Raw genomic sequence first — 24,231 nt, forward strand, 5'->3', positions numbered from 1 at the left:
TGCTACCAACCACTAAGCATACAAGCAGTTGAAAAATTTGCGAACTTTTCAATTAAAACAGCTGATAATCCGCTAGAGATCACGATTTTACTAAGTAACCTAAACTCTGGGTAATAAAAAATAATGATTATCGGGACTTACTTAGATAATAAAGCCAAAGGTAATACGAATCACTATCTTTTCTGTGTCTAGAATATATAATACCCTCTTTATTCGCTCCCCATTTTGGGGCTTTGAGGGATCACTATGCACGCTCAATCGGTCAAAAACAGGCAAACATTCTCGATAGCTTCTAAATTAAGTCATGTTTATCAATCTCATAGCTATCGTATTGCGGTAATCTCACGATTTTTAGCAGCCATTGTAGGTGGTTACGTCTTTACCGCCGTATTTAGCTCTTTACTGAGCATTATGTTACCGCTGAAAAAGTCAGATGCCGTGTTACTTAGTATCAGCCTGACTATTTTTATTTATAGCTGCGTGTTTATTTGGGTGTTTGCCGTTAAATCACTCACTAAAATTTGGATCACTATTTTACTAACTACAGCAGGATCTGCGTTGATCTTATCGTTACTTAAGGGCTGGTTATGAAAGAGAACTTTTTTCGCTCTATGACTTGGATGCATACATGGGTTGGCTTATTGGTATGCTGGCTACTGTATTTAATTTTTTATGCCGGTACATTAAGCTTTTTCCGTGATGAAATGACGCTGTGGAATCAACCAGCTTTACACAATGTACAAGCGCCAGAACAGCGTGTAGCGCAACAGCGTAGCCAAATTATCAGCGGTATTAATTACCTACAAAATGCAGCACCAGAGTCTACACTTTGGGGGATTTACTTACCCACAGAGCGAAAACCGCAGCTTAATTACGCCTATGAAAAGCCTCGTCCTGAAGGCAAGCGTTTTGGTGGTTGGCAAGATCACAATATCAATCCACAAACAGGTGACGAAATAGCGCAAACAAGAGACACCAGAGGTGGTAACTTCTTCTACCGACTGCATTTTGACCTACATTATATTGATGTCCGCACAGCCCGCTGGATAGTCTGCTTTGCGAGCTTATTTATGTTGGTAGCGCTTATATCTGGGGTTGTGATCCACAAACGTATATTTAAAGATATGTTTAGTTTTCGCGCTAATAAAGGCAGCCGCAGTTGGTTAGATGGCCATAATGTATCGTCGGTTTTAGCCCTGCCTTTTCATCTTATGATCACCTATACAGGCTTAATAACACTGATCTTTATGTTATTCCCCTATCCGGCAATGACCGCCTATGAAGACGGTGTACGCGGCTTATTTAATGATGTGTTGCCAACCAATGTTCGTAGCAAAAGCAGCCCTGAAAGTGCCCCGCTAGCTGGTATCGAAGGCATTTTAGATCAAGTTTATACTAACTGGCCTAATGCTGATTTAACGCAAATATCAATCCGCGATCCGAACAAAGCGTCGGCGACTATCACGGTTCGCGCCTCTACCGGCACACAGGTACGCGATCAAACCCCAACCTTATTATTCAATGGCGTTGATGGTAGCTTAATTGCAAAAAGTGCCACTGAGCTGAGCAACACAGAAGTGTTTTACGATTCAATGACCGCACTGCATACTGGTCGCTTAGCCAACCCGCTACTGCGTTGGTTATATTTTTTATGTGGCATTGCCGGCTGCGTAATGATAGCTAGCGGCTGCATAATGTGGGCTAAACGGATCCGCGAGCGGATGAAAAAACAACAAACAGCGTCGTTTGCTTTAAAACTGGTAGAAGGTTTAAACCTTGCCACGCTAATGGGCCTACCACTGGCAACCTGTGCATTCTTTATTGCCAATCGGCTACTACCAATTAACGCAGTAGAGCGAGCTGATAAAGAGATTTTAGCGTTCTTTTTAACTTGGCTTGCAGTTGCCTTATTTGCCTTATTTAAACGCGCCACAGCACAATGGTTACAACTTGCTTGGCTCAATGCTGCTGCCTGTATTGCCGTGGTGCTTATCAATGCACTCACAACCGACGGCAATATAATCAGCTACTTACTGAATGGCCAATGGGCACTGTTTAGCTTTGACTTTTTATGTATCATTTTTGCTGGGCTATTTGTTATTCAGGCCAAAAAAATACCTACTCGAGCTCAGCCTAAAGCACAACAGCAAGGTTCGCGACGCGCTGCAAAAACCAACTTACAGGAGCAATCATAATGCATGAGTTACTGCAATTTAGCCTGTGTTTATTGGCTTTTAATTGTTTTGCTTTAGCAAAATTCAATCATTATCGAGAGGTATTTAAAACGCGCCCAAATGAAAAGCAGAGTAAACAATTTTTATTGGCGGCTTGGATCAGTATTTTACTAAGTTTAGTGCTGAGTGTTGTGCAACATAACGGCTATGGCGCCTTGCTTTTTTGTGGCTATATTGCTGTAAGTCTTTTAATTTTAATGATTTTTTATAGTTTTAAAGCATCGTGGGTAAAAATCATCAGTGTACTAAATATCACGGTAATAATGCTCAGTGGGCTGTTTTTAAGTGTTTTTTAAGCTTAGTTAGTAAAATCATGATCTGATACCAATAACTTAACACGATTGGTATAACATAAAAAAAGGCAAACTAAGTTAGTTTGCCTCTATATCCAAATAATTTGGTTATAAAAAGTAGGGGGATACACATGTCTACAAATAGCTATGGGCAATTGCTACTCAAGCTATGTAGGCATAATACTCATTTCATGTGTCATATTTATTACTGCGCTAATTTTTCTGCATTCGAAGATTAATTAACACAGTGGCTGTAAAGGGAATTTACAATCACTGTGCAGGGTCTTGCTTCACCATTATCAGGTTGTCAGTATTAAAGCCGCGTTGTTTTGCGCTGGCTTTAAAATCCGCTAACCGTTGCTCACTCACAGTCGGAGTGCGCGCTAATAGCCACAGGTAATCATTATTGTAACCAGACACATAAGCATACTGATAATCTTGCTGATCTAAACCAAACACCACGTAGGAGCTATAAAACGGCCCAAAAAACGACACTTTTAAATGCCCTACATTATCACTATCAACAAATTTCGCCTTACCTTGCGCCTCGCTCCATTGCTGCTCCTCTGAATTAAACCCACGGTTTAGCACAGTGACACTGCCATCCTCATTAATAGCGTAATTCGCAGTTATATTGTCTAAACCCCGCTCAAATGAGTGATCTAATCGGGCTATTTCATACCATTTACCTTGATACTGTTCGATAGAAAAAGGACTTACGGGGGTTACTTTATCAGGCATGCCAGTACAGCCGAGCAGTAAACTACTAACGAACAGAGTCAAAGTGATAAATAATTGATTTTTCATAGTCGATCCCTTTATGGTTTATCAAGCATTCTACGCTGTAATCTATAAAAAAGTTCACTTAATACTAGTGGTTAGAAAAGGCTTAGGTTAGGATCATTTTTTTACTAACGATATGAGCTAATAATGAAGATATGGGTTGATGCCGATGCCTGTCCGGTGGTGATCAAAGAGATTTTATTTCGCGCCGCAGAGCGTACGCAAACTGAGACCATTTTAGTCGCTAACCATGCCATGCGTATCCCGCCTTCAAAATATATTAGCCGTTTGCAAGTATCATCAGGATTTGATGTCGCCGATGACGAAATCGTGAAACGCATAGCCGTCAATGATTTAGTGATCACCGGTGATATTCCACTGGCCTCTGAAGTGATTGATAACGGCGGCCAAGCACTCAATCCGCGTGGTGAACTGTACACCAGCGAAAATATTCGTTCATTACTTAATGTACGTGATTTTATGGATACTATGCGCTCCAGCGGCGTAGAAATGAATGGTGGGCCACCACCACTGAGTCAAAGCGACCGGCAAAACTTCGCCAATAATCTTGACCGTATTTTAGCTAAAAACAAATGAGTAACAGCGTAAATAATATCGGCTTTGGTGATCCCAGCTTTACTGTTGCGGTCTACATCGCAAATCTGCCACCAATGCCTGAATATAGCCATTTAAGCGATGTCACTGCGCTGCGTGACGGGCAAATAAATACCATTAACCAAGCTTGCGGTAATGGCTGGCGTAAAGTGTTTAACGTGTATGCAAAAGTGCTGTTTGCACTGCCAAGTGAGCATTATCAGTTTGCTAAACTCGCCCCCACCTGGCAGCAATATCGCGATAGCCAATTATTGCAAAGCGATAGTCACACCGCTTTATTGTTTAGCCCTCCACAACTGATCAACAACTCTACCTTGCATATTATTGCTGGGCGAACGTATGCCAAAGCATTGATAAACCAAGGGCTGTTAACGGCAGAATTAGACTGGCTAGATGAGCAGTTTGCGATAGATAAAGCCAACAAATTAATTGTCTGCCCATACTTTGACTACCGTCAATTGAGCAATATAAAAATAGCCCGACTCAGCCAATTAGTTGCCGAGTGTTTTTAATAATATGGCGCGGTATCACTTTGTTAGCTAATCTTAATGGCATGAAAAAGCTCGGATGATTTAACTCTATGAAAATACTCGTCGTTGACGATATGCCGTTAATGCGCCATGTATTAATTAACATGCTCAGAGCACTTAATTTCCCAGATCTAGTCGAGGCCACTGACGGCATACAAGCACTTACCTTTTTGAAAAATCAACACTTTGATCTGGTGATCACCGATTTACACATGCCAAAAATGGATGGTAAAACCCTACTCAACCGCATTCGTGACGATCAAGAATTAAAGGCGATCCCAGTGCTTATGATCACCTGCGAAGACAGCTCCACAGCGATCAAAGAAATTATTGCCGCGAAAGTGTCTGGCTTTATTGTCAAACCTTTTAATTTAAGTGTGTTAGATAACCAGTTAAAGAAAGTTATGAAATTAGCGAGTTAAAAAGTGAGTTAGTCAATCTCAATGTTGTATTACTTTAAACATAGCTTAAATGCATCATCATCTTGCTCAAATTGAGCTAATAACCACGCTTGAAAAGCGATCACTTTAGGCCAGTTAAAATGCGCTTTTGGGCCCACTAAATAATATTTATAGTGGCAACTAAATTCAAAATCTGGGTAAATTTCTAACTGCCCTAATTTAATATGCGACTCAATTAAGCGTCGTCTTACTAATGCAACACCTTGCCCTGCAAGGGTTGCTTGGATCACCAAAGCGGCATTATCAATTTCTAAAAATACCGGCATCGCGGCTGCGCTAATTGCCAATTCATCAACCAGTGAGCGCCAACCACGCTCAGCATCAGGGCAAATATCCATAATCAATTGCTGCTGTAATAACTGTGCTCGTAATGGTAATTGTGGGTCAAGCATGCCCGGCTTATATGCCAAATATAAACTGTCATCAGCAAGAAATTCACTATGCAACTCAGGGTATTGCCCTAAGCCAAAACGAATGCCTAAATCTACTTGCCCAGCCGCAAAGTTGGCATGTTGGTCACTCGGATCAATGCGTAAATGAATATCAGGGTAATGGCGTTGAAAATCACTAATATGCTGCAATAACCAACCGCTGGCAAATGAGGGTAAAACAGATAAGTTTAAACTATGCGGCTCAGTATCTTGGCTGAGCCCGTTAACTCCAGATTGAAAGTGACTAAAGCCTTGTAAAATTGCAGGCAGCAGCTGCTCACCTGCCCGCGTTAAGGCAACAAACCGAGTTTGTCGAGTAAACAACTGACAACCTAAATGGGCTTCTAACAACCTGATCTGCTGACTTACAGCCGCTTGGCTGACAAACAATTGCTCAGCAGCAAGCTTAAAACTCCCCAGCTCCGCAGCGTGCTTAAAATACCAAAGACTTTTTAATGGCGGTAAGTTCATCGTCAACCACAGTTAAGAAAAACTAAAGCATAGCCAATTTTATATCGTTTGTCAGTTTTTCAACTAAGCGCAATACTCATACTGTAAAACAAGCCTAAGTAGGAGCCACTACCATGAAATACCTCGCTATATTAATCATTATATTAATAAGTACGGCAAGCCAAGCGCAAGCAAACAGCAATATAAAACTGACGACAGATGAAGGGTACCCTTATAAAAACTTAATTAATAAGGCGCAAAGAATTGAACTGCGTTACGTTGAAAATGATCATCAAGTGAGCTGTAAAGTAAGCGTGCAGACACTGCATAATCAATATATGGGCAAACAGCAGACTGTCTCGGCCAAAACCTTTAAAAAGCAACCACTGGCGGCATGCTTAACCCGCGTAAAAGCAAAACAAATTTTAAATATGTTGTAGCGCCTTGCGAATAATAGTTTCAACCTAAACAAACTGGGCTACGAAAAACCAGTACTTTCCCCAGTAGCCCAGTTTTATTACCGTTGTAATTGCAGTTCCAGCCAAATATCGGCTACCGCTGCGTAACTTAGTTTACTGCTTGCAGGTAATTCACCTCAACGGGTAAAGCAAGTGCCGACTCATAAAATGCAAACACCGCTGTAACATAAGGTTGTTGGTAATGCGTATCGAGTGCTGCTTGCGATGCAAATTGTTCAATTAAAAATAAACATTGCTGCTGTGTATCCGTATATAACTCAAAGCGCATGCAACCAGCTTCTGCCAAAGTTGCTGCTAAGATCCCCTGTAAACGCCCTTTACAATCATCAAACAGCTCAGGCTTTGGGGTTATTTTTGCCACAATATTAATCATTTTTGTTCCTTACTAAACAAACGCATAACCATTAAACGGATCGGGGGTGCCACACTAAAGGCCACCACAAATGCCGCAGGCCAGGCATTAGCAAAAGCTGTCATCCAGCTTTGCATAAATGTTTCAGTTAAGCCTAAGTTTACGTAAGTCACACAAGCCGATAATAAAAACGACATCAAAAATGAGAATGCCGCGGTAAATGTTAAATGAATTTTCATATCTCCTCCTTAGCGTTACTATATTCAAAGCCGAGGCAGGCAAACAGTCACGAAAACGCAAACTAAGATTGAGAAATTGATATGCTTGATGATCTTCATTTATTTATTGAAATAGCGCGGCGTAATAGCATGAGCCAAGCAGCGAAAGATCTGGGGTTGAATTTATCAACCCTGTCAAGACGTATGCAAGGACTAGAAGAAAAGCTCGCAGAGCCATTATTGCAACGCACAGCCAGAGGCATTGTGCTTACCACAAAAGGCGAGCAGCTTTATAGCGAACTTGCCGAGCAAGTGCTGGCGCTCAATGATCAGCTCAATCAACTAAACAGCAGCGAGCATGGCCTGAGTGACTTTTACTTACTGTGCCCACAAAATATTATGACAGGGCCACTAATGCCGGCAATCAACGAATTTGCAGCCACTAATTCGGCGCTCAATCTGCACATTTACCCAAGCAATGCCAATAGTCAGCTCAGCCAAAAGCGTTTTGATTTAGCCATTCGCATTGGCGAACAACAAGATTCGAGCTATTACCAAAAACGCTTAGGTTCAATTGCTATTAAACTCATTGTTAAAAATAATGCGCCCACTACTCGGCTGGTTTTACCCTATACTGAATCGCAGTTCCCTGCAGGGCTTTTAAAACAGCTTAAACAAACGTACCCACAAATTAGTTTTTGTTTTGATATAACCATTGCTAAAAATATGGTCGAGTCAGGGTATGGCGTAGGCCTACTGCCGATGAGTGAAATTGACACTATTTGTGAAAAACATGCCTTTAGATATCTTGAACTACCAATAAATTTCCCAGCAAGGCCTATATACGCTCTATGGCCACATTCTCGTAAGCCCAGCTATGCAGCAGAGCAATTAATTAGTTTAGTACAAGCGAAGATTGCACAGAACCCCAGTTTGCAAGGTGAAACAGTTGAGTTGCTTGGCTAGTTAGCAAGTTAACCCACAGCAGATTTTATATCGCGACTTTCCTTTTTGTCATGCAAACCTAGTTTAATCTTTAAACCAGCGATAAAAGCCAAACACACCCATAACTGCAATGCAACCAACAACCAATAGTTGCCAAATTTTGTAGTTAGGCCTTTCTTGCTCTGGCGCTAACACAATCAAACGGGTATCTACTTTTGACACTGGGGTTAACGTCATAGAATGAGTCAGCAACGTTGTTGCATTAGCGCTTTCCTGAGGCATTGCAACCTCAGCTTGTTTAACATTCGTGCTTGCTTTGCTTGGTGCTTGCCACTGGGCTTCAAATTTTGCGCGCTGTTCAGCTCGGTTTTCACTGCACCAAACAAAGTCAGTTTGTTGCATTTCTTTAGCACGGCAGCGCCCAGGATATTGGTAAAAGTTACTCCACGCGAGTCGTTTGCTATCACTGTCATATGTTTTACTATAGACCGTAGAATCATGAACTTTTTTATTTAATAAATCATTAGCCGATGAACGGGAATAACTACGCGATGTTGAGCTACTCCCTTGACGCTTCGGACTTTTACAATAGCGCCCTAACTCTTTAAAGAGCTCCGTTGAACGCTGCCGTAAACGCTCACCTTCGCTTGCGCTATAGCTAGATCTCATTCTATCCCGAATCTTTTCTCGCTCGGCTTTTATACGATCACACTGTAGTTGCGAATACTGCTCTGCGGCCAATGCGCTATTGCCTGAAATCAAGCAGCTAGCTAATAAAATCCTTTTAATCATGTTTACATCACTATAGCTAAATTAGGATTAGCGTATCAGTTTTTACACTAGCAGCAAACTTTACTCTTTTGTCAGCTTAAATTAATCGAAAATTTCAAAGGCCATCTTCTCCACCTTTGATGTCTGGTCAAAAAATGCATCTCAACGATTTGCTTTAGTGTCACGCCCACCTTTTGCGCGCTATTGTTGCCTACAAAGGTCGGCCATAAGTAACCTGGTGCTTTATTGCCAGTGATATTGATTTGCGTACTTTTTGGGTTTTTATGCTTTGGCGCATGCAAAGCAGCGGTTCGGTTGAACAATTGACAAAAGAAGTTATTACCGGATTCCCCGCTCTACTCAATGATATACCTGCGACTCAACACAGAAAACCGAGCGATTTGTTAGGCACTTTAATCAAATCTCGCTTTATAGAACGATTTTTACAGTTTTGGGGATTTATCACCGTTAACCCTAAGCGATTTTCAGATGGCAAACCCATTGCAATAAAAGCAAATATACAACCTTTATTAAAGCAAACCTTTGCGTTTGATATATAAAGTTTAAGCTGTTATTCGCCTCACAGAATGAGGCGAATAATAAGCTTAATTGCCTCATTGTGTAGTTTGCGAGTGTGCGAGTTGAAATAGCAACGGGTTTCGAGCGACGAATTGCAGGTTGCCCCAAGCCAAGAACCTTTAGTAAGTAAAGCGCTTTTCAAAATTGATGGTTAAAGCTCGATATCAGTTAAAACAGCTAAACTAAACGATTTAAATACATCAAATGCATGTTCCCAATTAACGCTATGATCACCATAAACCATTGGCACGACATATTCATTAAAGCGCGTTTCATAGAGTGAATTAGTTTGCAATACATCTAAAGCAAACTTAAGTTCAACTATAGGATCTTCCATGAATTCTAAATGCTGATTACCGTAGCGGGTAATATCTTCTGCTATGACTTTTTTGACTAAAGGTACTACATCTTGAACATTCGCCAATGCTGCTTGTTGAATATAATAGGTATCATAAATATGACGAATTAGCGCAGGATCATCGTCTCTTTTATTATCACGTGCAAAGCTCGCTGTTCGCCTAAGCATAGACACTAACTTTTCAGCTTGTGTACTCTTAATATTAGAAAAATCCATCAGCGGCACTTCTGGTGCCTGTTGAGTTACCTCGTTCACTAAAGAAGATATATTACGGCTTTGTACATTATCAAAAAGTAACGTTTCTATAAGCTCTAATTTAATAAACGGTCGTAAGCATGGGACTTTTGAATGGGCTTGAGGATAGCGAATATCAATTTGTTGATATCGATATTCATCAAAAAGAGTTGGAGTATTTTCTACAGAAAAATAATCATGTGAATTAATCGCAGCAATTAACTGCAAGTGGAGCGCTTTTCTAGCCTTTCTTCTTTTAGTTTTAGACGTGTTAGCAGCTAAATCTTTAGGAATGATTTTTATATCAACATCTTCAGACATTCTGATGAGTTTTAATGCCTGACTTTGTTAATGCCGTACCACCTGAAAAAACTAAAAAATGCGTATCAAAAGATAACTCACAAAGTAGCTTAAGTAGTACAACTACATAGTAATCTTTTTCAACAATGGCAGGATTACCCATACCAAGAGCATCCGCTACATCTAAAAATAAATCGCTATCAACTCGCATTGATAGCGCTATTATTTACAACAATCTTACGCTTAAATCGACTGGTGGTCATTATTTTAAATGAAGCGGGAACTTGTAAACTTTCACCATTAAGGCTGCGTTGTGAAAATTCATCAAACTGATACTCAACGCCCAGTTTTTCAATAGCCTCTAAAATGACTCCATCTGCACCCGCAGGTGATGCTGGCATTAACTTACCAGTAATGCGATTTTCTCGCGCTTTGGTATAAAGCCCATAACCAATGCGTAACAATTGACCACTATCAACCAACTTTTTTAGTACACGACCAACTTGGTCGTAACCTGCAATATCAGCAAAATCAGCGCGCTCAAAAACATAACGCTTAGAGCGATTTATTCTTGTCGTTACTTTACTTGCTATTGTCATATTAATTACTCTCGTTGCTTAGACAAAATATAGCAAACATACGACATTTAAACAATGCAAACATACGACACTTAGTTGATGTAATCACATCATCTTAATGGTATCTATCACCAGTAGGAGCGCGCTTTAGCAGTAATTGTTTTTAAATCCAGCCACGGGCATCGAGCTATGGGCTACGGTTACACACTAGTCCCTAGTCACTTCCCTAGAACCTAGCTCCTTTTACTACCTCACTTCACTACACCGAAGAAACTTAAATAAACGCTTTCATACTTGGTAACAGCTCAACCTGCTCACTCAGTTCGCCAGCTGCTTTATTGATAATGTTAATACATAAGCCGATGTGTTCTAGTTCACTATTAGACAAGTTATTTGCAATAGCAGTCGCTTTAGCCATTGTTATTGCAGCTAATACTGACTGAATTGTTTGACTCATCAGTAGCTGCATACGCGCAAGAGAAATATCAAACTCATCAGCAAAATCAGCTAACATATAAGCCGTTATTTCATTACTAAAATTACCCGCGTCTTGTGAATTATAGTCACCTAGCGACATTGCATAATGCCTTGAAATAGCTAGCTTTGAACCACCTTTTGCACAATCAATCCCCGCCTGTTCAATAATCGCTTCTATGTTTACCAAATCGTAAAATGGTGTGAGCTCTAAACCATTTTTACCAACAAAAAAACTAATGTTTTTGCCGTGAGCATCATAATTACGCACTAGAATATTAAATGTCATCCAGCGAATAAGTTGCGCCTGATACGCTTGCAGATTCACTGTTTCAATATTGAAGAGCTTAGGAAAAGAAACACCATCTCGAATATAAATACCGTCCCCCTGATCACCGTGCTGACGCTCGTATTTGTAAGAAGGAGGCAAATTTGTCGCTTGGCACCCATCAATAACATGACGACGTAACACTCGGTTTTGCTCTTTAACAACACGCCTATCAAAACGATCGATAACAAAGGCCCGCATTTCACCATAGCTACGCAATTCAACGTCAGGCACATCAAGTCCTGCGCCTCTTGCCAGCAACATAGTAAATAACTCATTTACGGCTATGAAAGGCGCAGCGCCCGTTTCAAACTTAAATATTTTATTAGAGCATAATTCGCCTTCACCAAACCCCAGCCTGCCGTCGATTTCGAGTAAATTAAGCTTATCTTGAACCCCAGCGACAGAGAGCCTCGTTCGCCCGTCCCATAATGTAATAGGCTCGCCCGCTTGCTTAAAACGGTTCAGCTTTTGACTCAATTGGTGATTCGTTACTTCACGAAAAGATGTTTGCTTTACTGCACGGTTACTTGCTCTAAACGACAAAGCGCCCGATGTTTCTTCGCCAATAACTTTAATTAAACCAAGGGTATACTCAAACCACCTCAAGATGCAGAATTCAGCGTTTCACAGGAGCTTAATATCAAGGCGTTACTTTGCAAGAATGGCAGTCCCTTTTAAGAAGTAACAACGCTGAGAGTAAGTGCCTGTGAAACGCCCAGCGGGTTGGTTTAAAAGCAATTTATACTGCGTTATTGATTTTAACAATAGAACCACTATTACTTGCAATCAATGCCTTGCCTAAATCGCTTTTAATTCCAACTGAAACTCGTATCTAGAGGTAGTTTGAGTATGTATTCTTAGAAATGGTCGTGCTACTGATGATCTCCTCAAGCCCTTTACCTTCCGGTAATAAATTTTGCAAATAATTACGTACTGCACGAGAGTCAAAATCGCCATTGAGTGGCAAATGTGGTGAAACTGCAAAACCCTCGTTGATCCATTTAGCCTCATAAGTAAATGAAATCTCATTTTCAGAGCCTATTGCCAGCGTTATCTCAGCCACCTTTTGCGATTGACCGATAAACACATCTAAACGATTGGTGTTAGTACCACTGTTCATCGCTCACCTCATCATTGCTATGAGCTATATCATCACTGACAAGGCTGAACGACAACCCTAAATACTCCATAACTTTTAGTACATTATGCAGTTGCACAGTTACATCACCTTTTTCTATTTTTATTAGCGTAGGCTTAGAAATAGCAAGCGCTTGTGATACATCCACTAATGTCAGCTTCATACCAGTTCGCTTTGCAGTAATGGCTTTAGCCAGCTGCATGGGTGAAAATGGCTTAGAAAGCTCAGGCATTTCAGTACGCTTAACAACTCTTCCGAGTGTTTTTTTGACGGAGGAATCGCTCATTTATGGTCAACTATAGTTTACTTATACAACCAATTCTAGAATACCTTAAGAAAAAGTCAACGGTACTTTACTTTTAGACTAAATAATTAATCAACAAGACCATAAGTAAAATATATTTAACTTATGGCGACTTGTAATTAAATTAAAACCCATAAGTAAATTTTAATTGACTAGTTTATAGCGTAAAACTGGCAAGTTGAAAAAACGGGCTACGGATTAATCCTAGAGGCTAGTCATTTTCCTAAAACCTAGCGCCTTTACCTTAATCTGTGATTGTTTTAAAACCAATTTTACCACCGAGCTCACCGAGGCGCGGCGCTACACAGAGAAGATAAAATGCTACGGGCTATGGGTAACAGGCTACGAATTAACCCTAGCCACTAGTCACTTCCCTGAAGCCTAGCACCTTTTACTACCGTAGGCGTTAAGCTTGCTGACGCGAAAAGCGCAGCTTTTGAATAGGTAGATGCGATTTTATATCGCGCTTGGGTTTATAACCGTTGACCCAAAACAAAGGGTTAATGGCAACGTATCCCCATAAACACAGCCATAGAGTCATTACTAACACAAACTTTTCAATTTGCATTTTTAACACAGCACTTATAATTATTATTCGCCTCACTAAATGAGGCAATAAATTCACTTAATTGCCTCACTGTGTGATTACGTTACAGCATAACGTGTACTTCGCCCCCCAGCTGCAGTTTTTGCAATAAACCCCAACCTCTGCAAATCAGCTAAATGGCGCGTAGCGGTAGCGCGGCTCACCTTAGCCACTTTTTGATATTGGCTAGCACTTATACCGTGCTCAAATTGACCATCAAGTAATTTATTAAGCACTTTTACTTGTTGTTCATTTAGCTTTGTTTGGTCTTTACTAAGCCAATAGTTACTTTTAAAAACTGTTTGCTCAATATTTTTTAGCGTATGCTGTATTGCTTTATTAAGCGTGCCCAAAAACCAGCAGATCCACTGCGTAATGCAAAGATCGCCGCGTTGGGTCGCTTCAAGTACTTCGTAATAGCTTTTTCTGTCCTTTAAAATAGCCACCGACATCGCATAAAACCGGATTGCCTCGGCATGCTCTTGCGCCAGTGCTAAGTCAGTAATAAGTCGCGTAATACGCCCATTACCATCCTCAAGTGGATGTAAAGTTACAAACCATAAGTGTGCGATAGCTGCGCGAATAAAAGGATCTAGCGTTATGTCATTATGACTGCTGTTAAACCAATTAAAAAAAACCGATAGCTCACTTTCAATCCGCTCTCTAGGTGGCGCTGTAAAATGTAATACCGGTTTATCTAATCGTCCCGACACCACTTGCATTGGCTCGTTACCACGTAATTGGCCACCTTCTATTTGCGTAAATAAACTCTGTTCACCGGCAAACAATAAACGATGCCAATTAAGTACGCGGGTTAAATCAAGTGGAGTATGGGTATTATTAATTGCATCTAACATCATTTCAGCAAGGTTATCACTTTGCACTGTAGTTGGATAAGGCTGCTCATCAATGTGGAGTTTTTTAGCAAGTGACGAGCGTACAGAAAATGCGTTAAGCTTCTCCCCCTCAATTGCACTTGAATGAATAATATTAGCGAGTAAGGTATCAAGCGCTTGCTGCTTTAATTTAACGTTTTGCAAGCCCATTTGCCCCATTAACAGTCCTTGGTTATACGTGAGTTCACGCAAAATCGGCGCCAATGCTTGTTGATCCCAACTAAAATCAGGCCAGTTTTGCTGCTGCCATATCCACATTATTATTCACCTCAAGATTAATTAAGACCAGTATATGACAACTATTCGCCTCACACAATGAGGCGAATAGCCAGCTTAATTGCCTCATTGTGTGAGTTAGCGAGATTGTGTAAACATCCTAGCACCTAGTCAATTCCCTACAACCTAGGCCCTTTCCCTTTAACCTAGAGCACCTAGCCGCTAAAACCTAATATCTTTTACAGTCCTAGCACCTATATCTTGTGGGCTGTGATTATTTTAAAACCAATTTGCATATGAGCGATGTCTAAAGCTAACAATAGCGTTACCAAAATTAATAACTGGTTAGTTTAAAAATAACAACGGCAATATTTATTGCCGTTGTTATTACTAAAAACTAGTCTAGATAGTTAATATTCCATCGCTGGCCTTCACCACCCCAATATTCCCACTGCACTATATTTGCGCCATCCTGGCTGCTCATATCAACTACATCAAGGGCCAAGCCGCTCCATGCGCTTCTTAATGCATAATGGCCATTGCCAGTATATTGCATTAACCAACGTTGACCTTCGCCACCCCAAAGCTCCCACTGTACAATATTACCCTCATTGTCTTGGCTCCAGTCGTATACATCAATTGACTTGCCGCTAGCTACATTGGTAATACTGTAATAACCGCCGCCTACATGAACAATATCCCATTGCTGATTAGTCCCTCCCCAATAGTCCCATTGCACAAGGTTATCGCCATCATTTAGCCCTGCGTTACTCACCTCTAACGCTTTACCACTGAGTACAGACGTTATACTGACACGGCCATCGCGCAGACGCGTATCGTTGCCTAAATTAAGGTTGCGAGAAAAGTATGGCCAGCCATCATTGCCAAATTGAATTTTCAGTACATCTAAACGCGCAGGCCAACCCGTAGGAGAATTGCCATCATAATAATGGATTGTCGCTAAATCTTGTTCGCCGTGGCGCAGGTAACCAAAATGGCCTGGGCCGATGTAGATACCTTCTGTTGATAATACGGTACTGCCGCCGTAGTTCCACATATCAACATTGTTCTTATCAAGGAAAGGTCCTGTCGGTGAAGTCGAGCGGCCCATAACAATATAGTAATCACTCTCTTTACCTTTACAGCAATCTGCTAGGTTAGCAAAAAGATAATAATAACCATTAATGTACTGTACTTGTGCAGCTTCAAACTCATTCCAATCGCCACCACTGCCTACAGCTGGGTAACGTGTATTATTCATAAGCTTACCGTTATCAGGGTTAAGCTGCCTGATAAAAATACCCGCATAGTGAGAGCCATAAATCATCCATACTTTGCCCGCAGTGTCACGATACACACCTGCATCAATCGCATTTACCGCAAACCCAGCAGACGAAACAGGGTCGTCATTAGTCGACACTAACATACCTAAATCTTGCCAATTAGGATTATTAAGTGAATCGGTGACCATAACACCAATAGCTGAGTGCATACCTTGGCTTGCTGAAAAAGCAGAGTAATACAAATAGTATTTACCCTTCATCTCAATTATGTCAGGAGCCCAAAAATTACCATCAAAACCAGGGACTTTACTGTTGATCCAACTTGGGTATGTATTAGGCGCGATAGGTGACGGACCTCGCTGCCAGTTAACCATATCGGTAGAATAAAGTGCATTTATGGGTAATCCGCTAGCTCCAGTGCCTGTACCAAAAGTCCAGTAAACACCGTCTTCGCGAATAATTGTTGAAGGGTCATGAATATCAGTGGTGCCCTGTAGATTAACAGCAGCACTCGTTACAGTACTTACTAACATAAAGAGCAAGCATGCTAGTAGTGGTTTAAATCTTATAAACATTTAATGAGTCCTTATAAATAGGTTAAACCTTATTGTGTGTAGTTTAATGTTGTAAGCACGAACAAGCCTGTACGTGCCAAGCCTTACTATAGTCAAAACACAGCAAAATGTTAATTTTATATTATAAAACTATTAAATTACTAACAAGACAGAATATAACCGAGTTCGCGACCAAGATTTTATCCATGCACGGCTATTACTATCAGTTGAGTTTTTGGAAAGTGACGGAGGAATTGCCATAACAACAGCATTTAAATTTGTTACAGGCGCAAAGAGAAGTAAATAAGAAACAAAAGGCTACCGGAAAACCCTAGCAGCTAGTCACTTCCCTAAAACCTAGCAACTTTACCACCGTAGGCGTTAGCTTGCTGACGCGAAAAGCGTAGCTTTTAAAATGTAGGTCGTGCCGTAGGCGGGAGTTTACCTCGCGCTTTGGTTTTTAATTGCAAGTTTTGTAAATTCCTCATTCGAGGTATTTGCCAGATTGCTGGCGGCAACCAAGGGGCGCATAGCGCCGTACGCCCCTTGGAACCCCACGGCGCCCCGAGCATTTTGCTATTTCCTCAAAGCCACAATTAATATGAACGTAAACGCCGTGTATTCGCCCAACTTGCACATCCCTGTACGCTCTCCAGTTCGGGTATCCTTGCCCTCTCGTTCAAAACTGCGTTTTTCACCCATGGCCAAGCTACGCTTTTTAACAGCATTGCCTAAAGGGATTTAGGTACTTGGAATTTGTCGGGAACAAAATTCCGCCATGCTGTTAATTACTCATCATTAATTCAATTTCGGGTGTGATCACGGGGGAATTGCCTTAGCAGCAGCCTTTAAGCAAAATTTGTCGATGCACCAAGAGTTATGTATATTGAATTTATACATAATTTGGGCGGTTTAAATGGAAAATCAAGATCAAAAAGGGAAATGGCTTTCGAGTAAAGAGGCGATGGCGCATCTAAAAATAACGGGCTGTGAGCTTATGCATCGCCGCGAACGTGGCGAGCTTAAGTTTGAAAAGCGCGGGCGGGCATATTTTTATTTTTTTGAAATAACAAGGAATTAACTATGACATTTAAAGATCTTATCAACGTTTTTTATAAAGCAGATATCCAATACGCATTAGATAAACTTGGAGAAACAAAAACAGGGAAAAAAGAAGATTTAGTTAATCAGATTATAGACTCCTCAACCCCTGAGAATGTTTTAAATGCTTTTCATCATAATGATTTAAAATGGCTTTGCGATAAGTATGATATTGATACTTCAAGGAATAAATCAGCTCTGATTCGAAACCTATTAGAATATTCAAAACATGAACTGGGTATTGAAGATAGCTATACACAAAACGCACCAATCGATAAATTGAATTCAATGATTGGCCTTCACACTGTAAAAAAACATATAAATAAAATAGATGCGTTTTTAAAGGTACAAAAAGCTAGAGAAAAGAAAGGCTTACAGGAAGTTAAGATTAGTAAGCATATGGTTTTCACTGGTAATCCCGGCACAGGAAAAACAACAGTTGCTAAAATTGTTGCTGATATATTTAAAGAGTTTGGCTTTTTAACTAAAGGTGAAATAATAGAAGTAACACGCTCTGATTTTATAGGGCAATACCTAGGTGAATCTGAGAAAAAAACAGCCGAAATTTTTAAAAAAGCTGTTGGGTCCATTCTATTTATTGATGAAGCATATTCTATTTTTCAGGGTAAAAACGATGATTTTGGGAAAGCGATTTTGCCCGCTTTTCTGACTAACTTAGAGAATCATCGAGATGATATGGTTGTTATAATAGCAGGTTATAAAGCTGAAATGGATAATTTTTTAGATAGTGATCCAGGACTAAGATCTCGATTTTCTGAATATATTCATTTTGATGATTTTAACTCAGATGAATTAATTGAAGTCTTTAAAAAATTAACTGAAGAAAAAGATTATCAACCATCACAAAATCTTGAGTCATCTCTAAACACATATATTAAACAAGCAAAAACAAAGCAAAACTTTTCAAATGCTCGGTTTATTCGTAATACTATTGAAAAATTAATTCAAAACCATGCATTAAGAGTCTCTCAAAACCTAGATGACTGTTCTGAGTTGGATTTAAAAACTTTAAACGTTGAAGACTTAGAGCTGTAAACTTCAACTTTAAAACAGCCGTTTCCTTTAATCTAATCAATACCTTAATCTGGGCTATCGGAGGCGGAGTTCTTAACAATAAGAAGCAAAAACTATGAACGCAGAGCAATTTAAGCAACTTGTAAAAAAAGTAAAAATAGCAAAAAAGCTACCTGATGCAATCTATTTCCATAAAGATGCATTTGCTGATGCACCTGCTGAATTAGTCAAATTTATTAAAGTTGTTGCTCAAGTTCTCAAAGTAGATAAAGCCGATTACGATCTCATAAAGCTATTTAAAAACGACTTTAGACTTTCGCTTTTAAGTTACCCCACGTTCTATGAAGATTCATACCCTGCACTTAAACAAAGCGTTACAGTAGATTTAGCTAAACTTAGTCATAAAATAACTAATTACGATAACAGTGAAAACCCACCTATTTTACACCGAAAAGAAACCATGGTTTCGCCTACTAATAAACACTATCAATTATTTTGTGACTTAACTGCTGAAGGGGAACAAGCGGGGTTATACGAAAATACACGTATGATCGGCTTTAAAGGCTCGTGGGAGCGTTTGATTGCTAAAAAAGGGTATGAACTCGCCGATGGGCGTTTGTTTCGCAGCTCTGCAGTACAAAGCCCTACTGATGACAAAACAATTGATCGACATTTAACTGCAATTGTTCGCCATGAACTATCAGCACCTCTAAAAACATTAGCTAAAAATGGCTTTTTAAATGGCGACTATTCAATTTTTGATTACGGTTGTGGCCGAGGTGATGATTTAAGAGAGCTTGAGGCCCATGGTATTGATGCTTTAGGTTGGGATCTAAATTACCGCCCCGATGCAGATAAAATTATTTCTGACATTGTTAATATTGGTTTTGTAATTAATGTAATAGAGGATCGTGATGAGCGGATAGAAGCCCTACTTGGCGCATGGGAGCTTTCACAAAAGCTATTGGTTGTATCTGCAATGTTAGGTAACGAATCACTCGTTAGTCAGTTTCAGCCTTATAAAGACGGTGTGATTACAAGCCGGAATACTTTTCAAAAATACTATACGCAAGCTGAGCTTAAAGCGTTTATAGAAATGAGCGTTGACGAAAACGCGATTGCTATTGCCCCTGGTATTTATTACATATTTAAAGATAAGCAGCTCGAACAACACTTTTTACAAAACCGCCATAAACGTACTTATAAGTGGCAACATCTAACAGCACCAGAACCCGTAAATGAAGAACAAGCACGAATTTTATTTACGCAGCACCAGCAGCTTTTTGAATCGTTTTGGCTCACATGCTTAACCCTTGGCCGCTGTCCAGCTAATAATGAGTTTGCACAAAGTGGCAAAATAAAAGAAGTTATTGGCTCTAATAAAAAAGCGCTGCAACTTGTATTAAAGTGGTTTGATAAAGACGAGCTCAAAACTGCTGAAACCATGCGTAAAGAAGATTTACTGCTTTACTTCGCACTTGCCATGTTTGAAAAGCGAAAGCCTTATACTCAGCAACCTGAAGATTTAAAACGCGACATAAAAGCATTTTTCGACACTTACAAAATAGCGCAACACCAAGCGAAAGAGTTGTTATTTAAGATAGCTGATGTAGTAACAATTAGTGAAGCCTGTGTGAAGGCCAATAAAATATTACCTGCATCAAAACTAAACTATGAAAGCAAAGAGCTACATTCTCTTACATTCCATAAAACCTACCTAGAAGAACTCCCATTATTGCTTAGAGTATATGTTGGAGCAGCCTTACAACTGTACGGCGATTTAGATGACATACAGCTGATTAAAATTCATGTTAACTCTGGCAAAGTTACACTACTTGGATATGAAGATTTTGATAATGACCCGACTCCAAAACTAAAAGAACGGGTCAAAATTAAAATGGCAACACAAGATGTTGATTTTTTTGATTACATTAATCCCGAGTTTACTTGTAAGTTATATAATAAACAGGAGTTCATATTAACTTTCTGTAATAGTTAATATCTAGGGCTGCTACAGAATTTGTTAGGTTCTTTAAGAATCCTTTATAAGAAGCAAAAGATTCATCAAAAATTTGTTCTCGACCTTCTTTGCCCAAATCAGATTCATGTATTAGTTTAGCTTTACAGAATTGTTTTAAACCATCTTCATATAACTCTATGAATACTTGATTTCGACATTCATCTAATTCACGGTCTATAACTTTTTGCATTTCCGTAGATTTTGGTTTCCACAGCTCTAATAATAAATAACGGTATTTTGGCCATAAATCTGGTTGCATTTCGCTTCTACATACTACGTTTCTAAATGAATCAGCGCTTCTTTCGATATATTGAATATTAGAGCCATTATCCCCTGTTAGCTTCCCAGAAAATACACTCACAAACTTTTTAAATTGACTAAAAGATTTAGGCTTAAAAAACACATTTAAATTATCAAGATAATTATCCAGTTCTTCGCATAATGATACGTCCGCATTTCCGTCAAAAGAAGTGGAAACTTGTTCGAAAATATGAAAAAAGCCACAAATTAATGCGCTCTGAAACGCAACTGTAGTCAAGCTATTATCAAAAATCCCGTTAACAAGTTCTTTTAAATCAGTATTAATATTTCCGTTTTCATCATTTAATTTGCTTTTATCTGTTAATGCCGAGATGAAACGATTAAAGCGATTTTCCTTAAACTTTAACTGTAACTTTTCTATAGCTTTGGCTTTTCCATCAATTTGATCTAATAGTTCTTTTAATTCTGGCGATGCTCTATCTTTATATTTCTCATTTAAACTTGAACGATGCTTTTCAAAGACTTTAGCAACTCCCTGACCATCAAAAAATATGGATTTTATAGTTTTGTCTGCAGTTTCTTCTATTTCTGACTTTAAAGTTAAGACTGAATCGCAGTGTATTGAGAAAGGAAATAATTTTTCAAATATTGTTAGTACCGATTTACCATATATAGTTTCAAATTGTTTCGATAAAATACTTTCTACTTTATTACTGAAAGATGAGCGACTAATCGTAGAATCAACATCAGTACCTAGAACATCTGAAGTATTTAGCCTTCTTTTAAGCCCATTGATGTAACCATCCGATTTACGGCTCTTAAAGCGGCCAGAGCGTGGTGAAACACCATTGACATCATCACTGTTTAATAACAAGTGTTCAATAATGTAATAAAGGTGCTGAACTCCAGTGAAGGCTGTTGTACTTTGTAATTTCACCTTATTATCAACTTGATCTAACTCGACATTAAAAATTCTAAATGAGTTATCTTCAGTTAAATCTCTATTTTTTACTTGTGCAAGAATTCCGCGTAAAAAAGAACTTATAATGTCATTGTCATCAAGCAATAGGTTTCTAACATTGGAAACCGGCCTCGCATTTTGGTTAAGTGTAAGAAATATTGAACGCGCAGCTTTTTTTAAATTAAAATCACCAACATAATCACTGTCTAAATCGGGCAATGTGCATAAAATAATTGGTAATTTAATACCACTTAAGTCAAATGTATTTATAAAATCTGGTGTCCATTCTTCATAATATTGTTTAAATGCTTCTTTAGTTTCCCCATCCCATCCTTTTTGAGTATTTCTATATAAAGCAAGTAAAGCCATAGCGCGATGTTGTCCATCAACAATTACTAATTTACTTTTATTTGGATTAACTCTTAATGTTACAAAATTATGACTATCCGGTTTGTCACCAAATAAAATAGGCTGATCAAACTGAAACACTTCGTTACCAGGAGAACCAGATCGAATACAAGACCACCTTTCTACCCCTTTGATAGTTTTAAATGGTTCTTCTATAGTTTCAACTTTTTCATAATAAGCTGCAGGCTTAACTTGATTGGTTTCTGTAGGCAGAAGCAAAACTACTATCGGGGGGAAAAACTTTACTGCCGCTTGATTTTTTTCATCTAAAATATAAGGGATCAATTCATGTGATACTCGTGCATCATCGATATCCCTCTGCATTAGTTCATCGAACTCGAGATCTTTAAAATCAAATATTTCTCTAAATGGTGCAAGCTCTCTTAGTAATGATTTATCTTGTGAAGAATTTGGATCTAAACTAACGTGTGTCAATAAATATTTGACTTCAATAGTTTCATTTCCATGCCCAGCTTTAAAAGTTCCACTAGTACCATTCATTGAAAGCGTCAACGCACTCTCAGGAGTATATTCAAAACTCATTTGATTTAGTTCCTTCCTAATACAGGGTAGTTGATTCTATTTAAAAGGTTTTCTATATCTTTATAAATATCTCCCCCATTACTTATCTCTTGGATATATACAAACATTTCTGTTTCAGGTATCCCTCGATTAACAACTCTCATAGCAAAATTATGATCTCGTTTATCTTCATCAAGCAATTGATTATTTTCTATCGCTAAAAAACTTTTAGTTGTATATTTTTCTATAAGAGTTTTATGTTTTTTTAAACGATTTTGCAAATTACTTGCCATTCCAATGTAAATTGGACTTGCAAAATTAGGGGCTGTTTCTATCAATATTTTGCCGACACTCTCAATACGAATAGGATCATTAAACAACCTATCAACCAAGCTGTCAGAAACTGTAGCCTCATGAAAGACTTTACCAATATACTTAGGTTTTAAGGCACCTTCTAATGTTGCTTTGTAAGGCTCTTCGTTATAAAAGTTAAGTATTTTACTATTAACAAATTCACGAATTGTATCTTTCGCAGAAATTGGTTTCCCTTGTTCCTTAAAGGTAATCACTCTTTGAGTAACAATTTCAATATCTTTTTTGCTCAACTTAAGGGGTAAATACCAAGCATATACCCCTTCAGAAGCTGGCACTCTCGAAATTTGATTCCATTTATATTTATTAACTGTCATTTTTATAAACTACAAATAACACAAGCTTGATCATCTGCATCATCTTCTTCCATATTTTGAAGCATTTTTTGCCAACGCTCCTTGTCGGTTGAATGTGACTTATAAATAATCCCTTTTTCTTTTTCTTTTCTTTCGGCGTGGGCAACCACTTCATCTAAATTTTTACCTTGTACCCAGGTATAACCGTTCCCTGAAACTTTTTCAATATTCTTGGCTTTTTCAAATAATTCAGGGTGATTACGTTTTAAACCCAGCCATTCATCTTGACGTTGAAAAAAGCAAAAATAGCAACCAGATCGAGAACGCCATTCATAATATTTAGGAACCCCAACAGTATCTCTAAGTATTTGGTAGATATCATCACGCTCTAATTCATCCTCTTTAAAAGGGAAAACAGCCTTGATGTTCTTTTTAGTACTAACATATCCATCTCGATTTTCATCAGCTCTTATACCTATATAACTAATGACAGGCGATTCACCAACAAATTTTTCAAACGGTTTGATTTTCATATTTACTGTACACCAACGCTGCCGTGGTGAAGGTAAAAAATCATTATTTACTTTTAGCCAATGTTCAAAAGGCCTATCACTTCCAATTCGAATTATTTCTTTACCCAAATAGGACTCCATGACTTTTAGAAACTCATACACTTCATCAAGCTCAGCACCTGTATCTGAAAAAAAATATTCTATTTTCTCATGCAACGTTGGATAGTTATCTTTAATATGAATAGCCAAAGCTGCACTATCTTTACCACCCGATAAGCCAAGCACATGTCTTGAGTCAGTATCAGCTAAAGCTTGCTTTAATGTAAAATGATTATCCATTGTTTGTGCCT

28 protein-coding genes are annotated in these 24,231 nt (G+C 38.9%); 12 read left to right on the forward strand and 16 right to left on the reverse strand.

The features are described 5' to 3' along the window. The first annotated feature begins 246 nt into the window (after positions 1-246). Genes ACMVDV_RS18525 through ACMVDV_RS18535 form a run of 3 tightly spaced genes read left to right on the forward strand, consistent with a single transcriptional unit; the run spans position 247 to position 2,530 of the window. On the forward strand, positions 247-591 hold the full coding sequence (locus ACMVDV_RS18525) for a hypothetical protein (RefSeq protein ID WP_304181847.1): 345 nt from the start codon (positions 247-249) through the stop codon (positions 589-591). After that, positions 588-2,195, forward strand: coding sequence for a PepSY-associated TM helix domain-containing protein (locus ACMVDV_RS18530; RefSeq protein ID WP_416159169.1), 1,608 nt, complete (start codon positions 588-590; stop codon positions 2,193-2,195). The genes ACMVDV_RS18525 and ACMVDV_RS18530 overlap by 4 nt, the downstream gene beginning before the upstream one ends. Continuing rightward, a complete protein-coding gene (locus ACMVDV_RS18535; protein ID WP_416159170.1) occupies positions 2,195-2,530 on the forward strand; it encodes a DUF3325 domain-containing protein in 336 nt (111 codons plus the stop codon). Before ACMVDV_RS18530 ends, ACMVDV_RS18535 begins: the two co-directional genes overlap by 1 nt. A gap of 267 nt (positions 2,531-2,797) precedes the next feature. Here the strand turns inward: ACMVDV_RS18535 and ACMVDV_RS18540 are convergent, their stop codons facing one another. Further along, positions 2,798-3,334, reverse strand: a complete 537-nt coding sequence (locus ACMVDV_RS18540) for a lipocalin family protein (RefSeq protein WP_416159171.1) — start codon at positions 3,332-3,334, stop codon at positions 2,798-2,800. 123 nt (positions 3,335-3,457) lie between these two features. Between ACMVDV_RS18540 and ACMVDV_RS18545 the strand changes: the two genes are divergently transcribed. The 3 genes from ACMVDV_RS18545 to ACMVDV_RS18555 all read left to right on the forward strand — a co-directional run bounded on the left by ACMVDV_RS18545 (position 3,458) and on the right by ACMVDV_RS18555 (position 4,877). Next, a complete protein-coding gene (locus tag ACMVDV_RS18545) occupies positions 3,458-3,907 on the forward strand; it encodes a YaiI/YqxD family protein (protein ID WP_304181840.1) in 450 nt (149 codons plus the stop codon). Then, complete coding sequence (locus ACMVDV_RS18550) at positions 3,904-4,437, forward strand: DUF6942 family protein (protein ID WP_416159172.1); 534 nt, start codon at positions 3,904-3,906, stop codon at positions 4,435-4,437. Before ACMVDV_RS18545 ends, ACMVDV_RS18550 begins: the two co-directional genes overlap by 4 nt. 68 nt (positions 4,438-4,505) lie before the next feature. Next, entirely contained in the window at positions 4,506-4,877 is a 372-nt protein-coding gene (locus ACMVDV_RS18555) for a response regulator (protein WP_304181837.1), read from the forward strand. Positions 4,878-4,906: 29 nt separating this feature from the next. On the opposite strand, the gene ACMVDV_RS18560 is transcribed toward ACMVDV_RS18555, so the two are convergent. Then, positions 4,907-5,818 (reverse strand): LysR substrate-binding domain-containing protein, encoded by a 912-nt coding sequence (locus ACMVDV_RS18560; RefSeq protein ID WP_304181836.1) that lies wholly within the window; start codon positions 5,816-5,818, stop codon positions 4,907-4,909. Between the two features lie 113 nt (positions 5,819-5,931). Here ACMVDV_RS18560 and ACMVDV_RS18565 point away from each other — a divergent pair, with 113 nt between their 5' ends. Beyond that, complete coding sequence (locus ACMVDV_RS18565; protein WP_283708864.1) at positions 5,932-6,237, forward strand: hypothetical protein; 306 nt, start codon at positions 5,932-5,934, stop codon at positions 6,235-6,237. A gap of 127 nt (positions 6,238-6,364) precedes the next feature. Here the strand turns inward: ACMVDV_RS18565 and ACMVDV_RS18570 are convergent, their stop codons facing one another. Both ACMVDV_RS18570 and ACMVDV_RS18575 read right to left on the reverse strand, forming a co-directional pair. Beyond that, on the reverse strand, positions 6,365-6,649 hold the full coding sequence (locus ACMVDV_RS18570) for a putative quinol monooxygenase (RefSeq protein ID WP_416159173.1): 285 nt from the start codon (positions 6,647-6,649) through the stop codon (positions 6,365-6,367). After that, on the reverse strand, positions 6,646-6,867 hold the full coding sequence (locus ACMVDV_RS18575) for a DUF2798 domain-containing protein (protein ID WP_416159174.1): 222 nt from the start codon (positions 6,865-6,867) through the stop codon (positions 6,646-6,648). Before ACMVDV_RS18575 ends, ACMVDV_RS18570 begins: the two co-directional genes overlap by 4 nt. A gap of 81 nt (positions 6,868-6,948) precedes the next feature. Here ACMVDV_RS18575 and ACMVDV_RS18580 point away from each other — a divergent pair, with 81 nt between their 5' ends. Continuing rightward, a complete protein-coding gene (locus tag ACMVDV_RS18580; RefSeq protein WP_416159175.1) occupies positions 6,949-7,812 on the forward strand; it encodes a LysR family transcriptional regulator in 864 nt (287 codons plus the stop codon). A 63-nt stretch (positions 7,813-7,875) separates the two neighbouring features. On the opposite strand, the gene ACMVDV_RS18585 is transcribed toward ACMVDV_RS18580, so the two are convergent. Continuing rightward, the gene (locus ACMVDV_RS18585) at positions 7,876-8,583 is read right to left on the reverse strand and encodes a hypothetical protein (protein ID WP_416159176.1); all 708 of its coding nucleotides are present in this window, start codon (positions 8,581-8,583) and stop codon (positions 7,876-7,878) included. A gap of 302 nt (positions 8,584-8,885) precedes the next feature. On the opposite strand from ACMVDV_RS18585, the gene ACMVDV_RS18590 reads away from it, so the two are divergent. Continuing rightward, positions 8,886-9,122, forward strand: coding sequence for a hypothetical protein (locus ACMVDV_RS18590; protein ID WP_416159177.1), 237 nt, complete (start codon positions 8,886-8,888; stop codon positions 9,120-9,122). A 170-nt stretch (positions 9,123-9,292) separates the two neighbouring features. Here the strand turns inward: ACMVDV_RS18590 and ACMVDV_RS18595 are convergent, their stop codons facing one another. The 8 genes from ACMVDV_RS18595 to ACMVDV_RS18630 all read right to left on the reverse strand — a co-directional run bounded on the left by ACMVDV_RS18595 (position 9,293) and on the right by ACMVDV_RS18630 (position 16,414). Next, the gene (locus ACMVDV_RS18595) at positions 9,293-10,054 is read right to left on the reverse strand and encodes a nucleotidyl transferase AbiEii/AbiGii toxin family protein (RefSeq protein ID WP_416159178.1); all 762 of its coding nucleotides are present in this window, start codon (positions 10,052-10,054) and stop codon (positions 9,293-9,295) included. After that, positions 10,047-10,244 (reverse strand): hypothetical protein, encoded by a 198-nt coding sequence (locus ACMVDV_RS18600; RefSeq protein ID WP_416159179.1) that lies wholly within the window; start codon positions 10,242-10,244, stop codon positions 10,047-10,049. Before ACMVDV_RS18600 ends, ACMVDV_RS18595 begins: the two co-directional genes overlap by 8 nt. Then, on the reverse strand, positions 10,234-10,632 hold the full coding sequence (locus ACMVDV_RS18605) for a DUF6088 family protein (protein ID WP_064664724.1): 399 nt from the start codon (positions 10,630-10,632) through the stop codon (positions 10,234-10,236). The genes ACMVDV_RS18600 and ACMVDV_RS18605 overlap by 11 nt, the downstream gene beginning before the upstream one ends. Positions 10,633-10,885: 253 nt before the next feature. Beyond that, complete coding sequence (locus ACMVDV_RS18610; RefSeq protein WP_416159180.1) at positions 10,886-12,022, reverse strand: HipA domain-containing protein; 1,137 nt, start codon at positions 12,020-12,022, stop codon at positions 10,886-10,888. Positions 12,023-12,248: 226 nt separating this feature from the next. Next, the gene (locus ACMVDV_RS18615) at positions 12,249-12,536 is read right to left on the reverse strand and encodes a HipA N-terminal domain-containing protein (protein WP_259398490.1); all 288 of its coding nucleotides are present in this window, start codon (positions 12,534-12,536) and stop codon (positions 12,249-12,251) included. Beyond that, positions 12,520-12,840: a helix-turn-helix domain-containing protein gene (locus ACMVDV_RS18620; protein WP_145242858.1), complete on the reverse strand. Its 321-nt coding sequence runs from the start codon at positions 12,838-12,840 to the stop codon at positions 12,520-12,522. Before ACMVDV_RS18620 ends, ACMVDV_RS18615 begins: the two co-directional genes overlap by 17 nt. Positions 12,841-13,503: 663 nt before the next feature. After that, positions 13,504-14,598 (reverse strand): Fic family protein, encoded by a 1,095-nt coding sequence (locus ACMVDV_RS18625; RefSeq protein ID WP_416159181.1) that lies wholly within the window; start codon positions 14,596-14,598, stop codon positions 13,504-13,506. Between the two features lie 355 nt (positions 14,599-14,953). Next, positions 14,954-16,414 carry a family 43 glycosylhydrolase gene (locus ACMVDV_RS18630; protein WP_416159182.1) on the reverse strand — a complete coding sequence of 487 codons (1,461 nt, stop codon included), beginning with the start codon at positions 16,412-16,414 and terminating at the stop codon, positions 14,954-14,956. An 895-nt stretch (positions 16,415-17,309) separates the two neighbouring features. Here ACMVDV_RS18630 and ACMVDV_RS18635 point away from each other — a divergent pair. From ACMVDV_RS18635 to ACMVDV_RS18645, 3 genes are all read left to right on the forward strand, one after another. Next, the gene (locus ACMVDV_RS18635; RefSeq protein ID WP_416159183.1) at positions 17,310-17,474 is read left to right on the forward strand and encodes a hypothetical protein; all 165 of its coding nucleotides are present in this window, start codon (positions 17,310-17,312) and stop codon (positions 17,472-17,474) included. Between the two features lie 2 nt (positions 17,475-17,476). After that, complete coding sequence (locus ACMVDV_RS18640) at positions 17,477-18,550, forward strand: AAA family ATPase (protein ID WP_416159184.1); 1,074 nt, start codon at positions 17,477-17,479, stop codon at positions 18,548-18,550. 94 nt (positions 18,551-18,644) lie between these two features. After that, on the forward strand, positions 18,645-20,528 hold the full coding sequence (locus tag ACMVDV_RS18645; protein ID WP_416159185.1) for a DNA phosphorothioation-associated putative methyltransferase: 1,884 nt from the start codon (positions 18,645-18,647) through the stop codon (positions 20,526-20,528). Here the strand turns inward: ACMVDV_RS18645 and ACMVDV_RS18650 are convergent. Genes ACMVDV_RS18650 through ACMVDV_RS18660 form a run of 3 tightly spaced genes read right to left on the reverse strand, consistent with a single transcriptional unit; the run spans position 20,503 to position 24,220 of the window. Continuing rightward, positions 20,503-22,722 (reverse strand): hypothetical protein, encoded by a 2,220-nt coding sequence (locus tag ACMVDV_RS18650; RefSeq protein WP_416159186.1) that lies wholly within the window; start codon positions 22,720-22,722, stop codon positions 20,503-20,505. The two genes, ACMVDV_RS18645 and ACMVDV_RS18650, sit on opposite strands and share 26 nt — an antisense overlap. Before the next feature lie 5 nt (positions 22,723-22,727). After that, positions 22,728-23,390 (reverse strand): hypothetical protein, encoded by a 663-nt coding sequence (locus ACMVDV_RS18655; RefSeq protein ID WP_404688557.1) that lies wholly within the window; start codon positions 23,388-23,390, stop codon positions 22,728-22,730. A gap of 2 nt (positions 23,391-23,392) precedes the next feature. Beyond that, positions 23,393-24,220: a phosphoadenosine phosphosulfate reductase family protein gene (locus ACMVDV_RS18660; RefSeq protein WP_404688556.1), complete on the reverse strand. Its 828-nt coding sequence runs from the start codon at positions 24,218-24,220 to the stop codon at positions 23,393-23,395. Positions 24,221-24,231 lie beyond the last annotated feature (11 nt).

The sequence above is a fragment of the Pseudoalteromonas sp. ASV78 genome (genome assembly GCF_047806705.1).
Taxonomy (GTDB): domain Bacteria; phylum Pseudomonadota; class Gammaproteobacteria; order Enterobacterales; family Alteromonadaceae; genus Pseudoalteromonas; species Pseudoalteromonas prydzensis_A.